The sequence below is a fragment of the Marinimicrobium sp. C2-29 genome, assembly GCF_038419845.1.
Lineage (GTDB): Bacteria > Pseudomonadota > Gammaproteobacteria > Pseudomonadales > Cellvibrionaceae > Marinimicrobium.
This window is the reverse complement of the sequence record NZ_JBCAQT010000028.1, coordinates 1-9,100: the sequence shown is the minus strand read 5'-3', so window position 1 is coordinate 9,100 and position 9,100 is coordinate 1. Positions and strand designations below refer to the sequence as shown.

At 46.1% G+C, this 9,100-nt stretch carries 6 protein-coding genes and 1 pseudogene; all 7 read left to right on the top strand.

All coding sequences use genetic code 11. The features are described from left to right. Positions 1-1,025: 1,025 nt before the first annotated feature. A complete protein-coding gene (locus tag AAE484_RS17190) occupies positions 1,026-1,856 on the top strand; it encodes a TnsA endonuclease N-terminal domain-containing protein (RefSeq protein ID WP_341939670.1) in 831 nt (276 codons plus the stop codon). Then, positions 1,853-4,042, top strand: coding sequence for a hypothetical protein (locus AAE484_RS17185; RefSeq protein WP_341939669.1), 2,190 nt, complete (start codon positions 1,853-1,855; stop codon positions 4,040-4,042). The genes AAE484_RS17190 and AAE484_RS17185 overlap by 4 nt, the downstream gene beginning before the upstream one ends. Next, positions 4,032-5,372, top strand: a complete 1,341-nt coding sequence (locus AAE484_RS17180) for an ATP-binding protein (protein WP_341939668.1) — start codon at positions 4,032-4,034, stop codon at positions 5,370-5,372. Before AAE484_RS17185 ends, AAE484_RS17180 begins: the two co-directional genes overlap by 11 nt. 24 nt (positions 5,373-5,396) lie before the next feature. Further along, on the top strand, positions 5,397-6,398 hold the full coding sequence (locus AAE484_RS17510) for a TniQ family protein (protein WP_445928872.1): 1,002 nt from the start codon (positions 5,397-5,399) through the stop codon (positions 6,396-6,398). A 78-nt stretch (positions 6,399-6,476) separates the two neighbouring features. Next, positions 6,477-6,911 (top strand): DUF6957 family protein, encoded by a 435-nt coding sequence (locus AAE484_RS17175; protein ID WP_341939667.1) that lies wholly within the window; start codon positions 6,477-6,479, stop codon positions 6,909-6,911. Between the two features lie 66 nt (positions 6,912-6,977). Next, positions 6,978-7,445, top strand: a pseudogene (locus AAE484_RS17505) (TniQ family protein); the annotation flags it as partial. Between the two features lie 39 nt (positions 7,446-7,484). Beyond that, the gene (locus tag AAE484_RS17170; protein ID WP_341939666.1) at positions 7,485-8,459 is read left to right on the top strand and encodes a TnsD family Tn7-like transposition protein; all 975 of its coding nucleotides are present in this window, start codon (positions 7,485-7,487) and stop codon (positions 8,457-8,459) included. Positions 8,460-9,100: the final 641 nt, after the last annotated feature.

Sequence of the window (9,100 nt, the reverse complement as noted above, 5' to 3'; positions counted from 1 at the left end):
TACCTTGGAACGTTAGCACCAATCCCAACTGGTCTTAACCGGGTGGTTGGTTGGGCGCTTACGTGGTTTGTGCAGGGATGGGAAGTATCGCGACGGAATCTATCACAGGTTTATAATTAGACGTTGTGTTTTCCAGACTAGGCTCAACGAATGTAGGTACCGACTGGAGTAAGGTACGCACGAGCCTGCTCGAATTGATGGGTTTACAGCCGATTTTCTGGGAGGGCATCGTAGCGCATCCTATCTATTGGGTATTAGGCGACAACCATAATTAACCTCGCCCAGTGATGCAATCACTGTGGGCCGATCACTCTGACCAGCAGGCACTCACCTCAAGACTCATACGGGCAGCACCGGACCTACGACGAGATTTTGCTAATCTGGCAAGCAACAAAGAGCAAACAAGCTGATCGTAGCGAAACACCTTGAAATATCGTAACCCATTGTTTTAGTTTATATTCTTAGCAACAACACCAGAGCAATTCAGTTGGTGAGTGGGCCCCGCAGCATCTCTACCCGAATTCTCTCCGAAACGTATACTCTTTGGCTTGTCGATGACTTCCAGCTCCCCGATCGGGCTCCACTAGATATCCTGCGATGACAGCTCATGATATTCGGTCTGGTCATCAAAGAGCAGCCAAAAATGCTACTCTACCGTCCTGATCGAGCGCTAAATCTCGGTAAAATCAACGTTTATTAGGACCAGTGTATAACTTTTTTTCCCTCTGGTAAGACCGTCTTGGATTAACCCCCCAAAATTTAATAGCCGCCAGTTCTATATATTGCTATTAATATTCTTATTCCACATATCGGTAACTGACTAACTCTATTTTCTCTACGTCATTGAAAACCCTCGAAAAAATCCTTGCTCCATTTTCATTGGCCCCGCCCTACGCGAATCTCTCGATCTGCTATTTATATATTACAGTATATAAATCAATGACTTACAGCAGATTTCTCGGTCTCGACAATCTCTGAATTTGTGGTATCTCTAAAAAAGAAACCTGCTAGAGACCGATTAACCGATGACCCAGAATCACACCTTGAGCACGGACCGAGCCATTGAGCAACTTGACAGCTGGAGGACGCTCTGCGCCTCCATAGGCGAGTACCGATCTTTCGTGCATGTATCCCAAACAAATTTTGTCGGCCGCCGCCATTTACATATGTGCCCGCGCCAAAATCGCCCAATCACATTGCTGTCCGACGGAGAGTACAGAGCCTATCAGATGCTGATGTGGCGCTCGAACGCAACGGCAATCTATGAGCAATTCCCACTCGATATCGACGAAACAATTGAGATTTCTGACGAATTCGGAGTCACTCACCCAAATGGATGGAACAGAACATCTCGTATTCGTTACGCACACGTTATGTCCACCGATTTTGTGGTCAATCACCTCGACCGTGGGACAGGCCAGACAATTTCAACTGCCTATACCTTCAAATACCACGATTCCATTTACCCCCTAGAGTTGAACCGGAGCGTTCGGAGGACCTGGCAAAAACTGGATATTGAAAAAGAGTTCTGGAAACGCCGCAACATTGAGTACCGGGTGATAACAGAACGTGACGCAACCAAATGCCTCGCCTATAACCTGGATCTCTGTCGGTTTGAGTATGACCCTGATGCTCAAACCGATGTTCTGGGACAGTTCTCGAAATCATTCATTTCCACCTGGTGCGAAAACCGATTCATGGATCTACGAGCAATTATCGAATCAGTTTCTGAATCTATGGGAATCACCTCAAAGAGCGCTATTACGATTTTCAAAAATTCGGTTCTATACAGAGTCCTTCCTATCAGTCTCGAAAACCGAATTGAGTTCTACCGGCCGGTGGAGATGAACCTATGATCCCAACAGGCATGCACTACCGAAACAAGAGCAAATCAATCATCTATCGAGTCTGCCATGTTTGGTTGGAAGGCTCTTGGTGCGCTGTGGCAGATATGACAAAGGCGCTTAATGCCACTCATATAGCTAAGCCCCGAGCATGGAAAATACAAGAGTTCCTGGATCACATCCATAGCGAGAAATTGATTCGCGATGACGCCCTAGAGCTTCCCATCGAAATAACAATGAGCGACGATCAATTGCGCATGAACAATCGCTCCAAGTGGTTGGATAAGCGCGACCACAAGCTGTCGCTTATTTCAACCCTAACGTCTGATGAAATTATACGAAAGTACCTGTATGGATATGGAATCGCACCAGAGATTAAAGAACTGTGCGAGAAAACCTTAATCGTCCGATCTGCCTACTACAGTGCGCTCAACCGTTATATCACAATGGGACAGACAGACAATGCCCTGCTCCCATTCAAACTTCGCCACTGTGGAAGCAATTACAAGATTTTCTCGGACACAGATAGCCCTGTCAGCAAACGAGGGCGGGGTGGCAACAACAATGAGAATTCATTATCAAAGTCTCGCGGTATTACACTGCTTGACAAGGACCGAATTAGTAGCCTACTGAACGAATACATGAGAATGTTCGGTAGGCCAACGATGCGATCTCTAATCGACTATTTTAATGCCTGCCATCAAATGGTGGAAATCCAATCATCCGACCCAAATACACCTAGCGTATACAGAGAGCCACTACCTGAGAATGAGCGACTTTCCGAAAGGCAGATCGAATACCACATTCGAAAGATTATTGGCGTTGAAACAATCCTCAGGCGTCGAGTCGGAGAAATTACCTACGCGAAGGATTTCTCACAAAAACCTGGGAGCGCACGAGATGGAGTTGTCGGACCCACTCACCGATACGAAATTGATTCCACAACAATCAATGTCTATGTCATCAGTCCGTACACTGGAGAAATCCTTAGAACGATTGGAAGACCAACGATCTACATCGTTGTCGATGTATGGACCACGCTATTTGCGGGGGTCTACATTTCTCTGACTGGAACGGAACAGGCCGCATTCGCCGAAGCCCTTTACAACGCAATGATGCCAAAAGTGCCATTTGCCGCGCGATTCGGTATCGAGATTGAGGATCATGAGTGGCCAGCACATCATCGTCCTCACCAGTTAGTGATGGACAATGGTAGCGAGAACAGCCCGAAATATGCTGAGAGTGTGCTGAGGGCCGGCTCAAACATTGAGACCGGGTCATGGACACCGGCATACCGAGGAGACTGCAAAGCCATTGTGGAGCGGGCGCTAGGGTTGCTGACACCAAACGTCAACAGGCTACCTGGCAGCGTGACTCCGGATACACCAAAAGAAGGGGAACACCCTGCGAATGGTGCCATGTTCACTATGGATGACCTCTATCGTTCTCTCATACGTGAGATGCTGGGAGCAAACAGTACCAAGGACCGAATAAAATCGAGGGATTTCGACATGGCGGCACATTCCACTGGATCGACCCCCAATGACCAATTCATATTCGGGGTAGAAAGGAGGATGAATGGTGGCTACCCAGTTGAGACAGAGGAGCAACTGAAGCAGGTACGTTGGTCTGTTCTTCCGGAGGAGCGAGCGCGGGTAACAGAAAACTGCGTCGTCTTTCGAGGACTCCGCTATCACCATCCGTACGCCGAAGAGCAAAACTGGTACACAACGGCGAGCCGAAATGGGCGGTTTGACATTATTGTACGAGTGACTCAATCATCAACCGACTGTATATTCTACCGTACCGATGAGGGTCAGGTTCTATCTTTCAAACTTCAGGACACTGATGAGCAGTATCTTAATCAACATTGGGATATTGTCATCGACCAACTAGAAAATGAAAAACAGATTATACATGATAACAAAATTAGAAAAGCAAACGTCAGGGCCAAAAACATGGCTGAAGACGCTGATACCATAAGGCGTACAAAGTCCTCAATGAGGAAAAACCCTGACCGCAACAAAAGCATCCCACGCGACGTCAAGAGTCAAAAGTCCTTGCATGCTGAGATCAATAAGCGTGTCCATGATGCAGAGATAGCAAAACAGCTATCTGACGGAGGGGTTGCACTGGATCCAGCAACGGAAATTAAAGAAAACTCTATTGAGGAGGCTTACAACAACTATGAACAGTAAATCGCCGTGGGTAACCGACGCACAATACGATGAAAAGCCCGATAGTTCTCTGAACGGGAATCCGCTAATCGAAGCGGTCTCCGTAATCATGGATCCCGCCACAATAGCTCATCGACTGACGAGGCGGGCCGAAGTACCAAAGAATTTCGATGAAATTCCAAGATTATACAGAAGCACGATTCTCGAACAGCTGAGAAATCAACACATTCCTCATCCCTTGAGCGTTCCACTCTACTACAAAATCGTGGAGAAAATCCTGTGTGGATACAGAGACAAGAATCCGTTCTCTGCAAATGCACAGCGCCGGCTCCATGACATCGCAGAACAGGGGTGGACAAAACCCTCGGAGTTCAACAGAAATCAAATCACCGGGCGAACAACAGCGGACTCCTGCGTGGCACATGGACCCTCAGGCACTGGAAAAACCACGACCATTCGAAATGTTCTACACCTCATACCTCAGGTTATAAACCACTCAGAGTACGGCGGATCCCCGTTCATTCAACAGCAGATTACGTGGATATCTCTCGACTTTCCATCCACACCCTCATTCAAATCATTGGCACTGAACTTCTTCGAGGCTGTTGACAACGCTCTAGGTACAGATTACCGCCAGCAATGGTCAAACGCAAAATACAAATCGGTCGATGATTTTCTGAGTGGTGTTCAGAGAGTTGCCGCCGTTCACTACATCGGCCTTGTTCACATTGACGAGATCCAATGGATTAAAACGTACGGAACGAGATCCAATTGCCCAAACCTAATCACCATCGAGGCATTGTTCAACAAGCTTGGAATACCGTGTCTACTAAGCTGCGAATCCAATGGGATGGATGTATTTCAAGCCAGTGGCCATGCAAATTCTAAAAAGCCCCCAGACTTCACCACCGCAAGACGTATGCTATCAGATCATGAATACAAATTTCAGGGTCACTACATCAACGATGAAGCATTTACAGAGCTCTTCAACGCATTTTTTCCAAATGCTATAACACATGACCTTATTATTGACCATGATTTCAAAAAGCTGTTCCACTATTGCACAGCCGGAATACCGGCGCTCATTGCCAAAGTCGCGCACCTCTTTCACGAGTACAACCAGGCGCTGCCCGAGCCAATGCCTGCTATCGACCTGCTTCGACACGTTCATCAGTCACAGGGGACGTCGCACGAATCATTTCTCCCCGCCATGAGAGAGCTGGTTAACGCGAAACCGAGTGGACCAAAAACGAAACTTAAGCGCGGCCCGAACTCTAGGCTACCAAAGCCCGACCCAAATCAACTACCGTTCCTCAATCCTGAAAATCCCCCTTCGGTTTCTGAAGAATAACCTATACCGGGAGTCAGCCAGCCAATGAATAGAAAAATCTCCTTCTTTCCAACACCGTTGCCTGATGAGCATATCGTCAGTGCCTTAATAAGGTATCTCCGATTATCAGGGAAACGCAACCTATCGTCTGGACGAAACCACATAACACGCGATTATCAGAGTTTGGATTCAACCACTCCATGGCGCGTCGCGTACATTGATATTTACAGCGTATTTCAAGATACTTTGTCTGTCGAAGAGTTCGCCAACAAATATACGTTGTGGCCTTTCTTCAAACCATTCATAAGCAGTGAGGTTCAATCCAGCGTCATCGGAATGAAGTGGGTCCCGGACGGAAAGAAGAGATTTACACTGACGTCAACAGTTCAGAATCACTCATCACTCTGCAAAAGTTGGCGATGGTGTATAGCATGTGCGTCTTCTGACTACGACCGCTACGGGATAACCTATTGGCATCGAGAGCATCAACTCCCGAACGTTCTTCACTGCCGTCACCATAACCGAAACCTGGATAGGCAATGCCCTCACTGCGAGCAGTCTATATGGGATATTTATTATCTTCCACTCCCTTCGCCGGACGGACTGTGCCGATTCTGCCACCGATCAATGTTAGATGTCGATTTCACTTCACCACAATCGGAAGCGCTTTCGGATATAGAAAGAATGGGCCTCTCAGCACTTTTCAACCACAATAATGCCAACCTCGACAAGACAATTAATGGAATGAGAAAGTTACTAAACGATCTAATCCATCAAAGGATATCAGAGTTGAATATTTCGACAAGAATCTCTCGAATCCAGGTTAACAAAGAGTTTCGAGATTTTATCAGTAACGATCCTCAGTTAGAGAGCATTTTTGCACGGCAGGGAGAAAACGACTATGTGCCTATACAGCGACCTAAAGACTCCCTGCTGCACATTGTTGAAAGTGGGTCGGGTCAAAGTGCAATAAGCTATATAGCAGCAATGCGATTTCTCATGAAAGAACGAGACATTCCGATCAATGATCGAATCTGGGAGGGATAATTCTCTCAAGCGATCCAAGAGCAAACATTGAAACACCAACCGAATCTCATTTTCTAACAGATTAAAGAGGACAACAGAATGACCGACGGAAACATGATAAATCATATGACACCGATCGATGAAATTGCTGAATTGACCGCAGGATCTGGCTCTCCCTTTGATGTTGGAGCCAGCGCGGACCTAGTAAAAGCAATCACAGATAGAGTAAAGGCTGAACCACAAAGAAAGCCAATTTGCGTTATCGCTGATTGGACATGGGTTGATTTTAGGGTTACAGATAAGAACCGCACGTTTTTTGAGCGCAAAGGAGTTCTACCTCATGGAGTGTACTCGAACCACGTAGTTCATGATGAGCTACATCGAGCAAATCCAGGGGAGCGCATCAGATCTACGGTTCTTGTCAATTTCAGGGACGACTGCATATTCGAAACCAGGAACACCATCTATATCCTTCAGGGTCCTGGAAAACGATTACCTATGAGCGCTGAAGCATTCCTTTCAATATTTTTTTAATATATCTACTACGAGTTTATTTGCGTGGAATCACACTAGCGTCGACCGATATATAGGACTTCAAGAATGCGTATTAGACAGTTGATCTCGTTTTTTATTGCGCCCTTTCCCAGGGAGACATTTTATAGCATTATCGCTCGAGCCTCTCATTATCTGGGATACCCATCTGACGCAAAAGCCATTACTAGGATAGTAGGCGATAGAAGCCATCAACTACACGCCGACCTACCAAGTGTTTGTTCAACTGCCACCGATGCCTTTGGACTGGATGAGGACAAAGCTATAAACACCACATTGTTTTCATACTATGAACCGTGGCTATCAAAAGAAAGGTCTCAATTGATTAGGCAATCAATGTTACTGGGAGCCAAGCGGATCCCGCACGCTATGGCTGGCATCTCCGGTTCACGCATTTCCCTGGACCGTCCACTGCGATATTGTCCTCTGTGCGCACTCGAAGACTATGACATATATGGTACAACGTTCTGGCATCTTGATCATCAGGCTCCGGGAGTCTGGGCATGCGAGCTACATCAAGTCCAGCTACAATCAACCAGTTCTAGAAGGTCCGCAGTGGAAATTCCACCTACTGGAGGCTTCTCCTTCTCAGCTCCTTACGCTTCGTGTAGCGACATTCAATTGGCACGACTGAGCAGCGATATGATGAGGCTCCAATGTGGGGGTTCTATCGACGCAGCTATTGCCGCCGATGTTTACAGATCGAGGCTTAGCAGAAAAGACCTGATTACGAAGGGAGGCCAAGTACGACAGCGGGATCTAAAATTCAAGCTCCTTAAATTCTGGGAAAACCTGACCATATATGGCACCGTAGAGAAAATGATAAACTCAAGTACTGATCTTTCTTATCCGTCATCCATATTTTACCGGCGTCCATCTCACAATCTTCCAATAAAGCACCTTCTCATTATAGGTTTCCTATTTAACGAATGGAGCGACTTTATGGTTTCTTACATAAACTTTAGAGCTGATGGTTGTAGAACAGACGAACTTGGTTCAAATCCCGACAATCAACACACAGACGATGACGAACAGTCGATTATCGATAAGGCAATTCCCTTACTTAAGAAAGGGAATAGCATTCGAAAAGCATCAAAGCTTTCAGGTTTGTCCTTCGTGAAAACGAAGGCATTGGCAACTGGTATGGGGGTTAACGTAAAACTGCGACCTCAACTGCTGTTTGAAGATAAGCGAAGAGCGATCTGGAGAAAGTTACACATCGGAGAAAGCACTGATGTTATATCCACCTCTTGCAATGTGTCTCTTGGTCTCGTAGAACAAGAGCTCACGGCTCATCATTATTTGATTCCACTTAGGAAGAAAATCAGATTCTACAAAAAGCAGTGCCACTACAGGGAAATGATTATCGATTACATGACAGAGTACCCGAATTGCAGCAGGAATGACATTAGAACAGCGCTCGGATCTGCCTACCTCTGGCTATATAAGAACAATTCCCATTTGCTATATTCGTTAATCCCGGCGGAAGTTCCACGACAGCTCCGCAGATCGTCACCCAAGTCTACATGATTTGATCCCCTCCCCAGAAAACCCCACCATCCAGCCACCTGGGTAAATATTGCTCAAATAATCGGACTCCACCCGACCGCTTTGCACTGTCTTGATATTAGTCAAATATCAGGCCAGAAATCTCCTGAAATACAAAGTAGCTACTCAGTCTCAAACTCTATTGTTTTATTGTATTGGGAGCTCTCGTTCAATAGCACTTTGTCTCAAACCTTATTGTATTTTCAGTTCTTTGGAAGGCGCGAATTGCCTAGTCCGGCAGTCTCAAACTTTATTGATCACTGACACTGATGATGAGAACCATTTAAGTTGGATACCGGGTCATTAAAGTTGGAAACCGACTATTTAAGTTGGAAACTACCGTTGTCGGTAGGCAATAAACGTTGATGTCGATGGACAATAAAGTTTGAGACTAGATAATCATGCGCGGCATTACTCAGGGAAGAGTGAGCTAAAACCGAGCCGGAAAGTGAAATATCCTTTAAAATCACAGAGTTATAATTACTCCAAAATATCTGACTTACCCTTTTCATCTCATAAACTTTGAAAGTTTGACGACCTTCGTGCTCAAAACGGACCTGCGGAACCTGTCAACCTGATTCGGACAGTTGCTTAGCCAGTTAATGTAGATTTGTTCGCCGTGT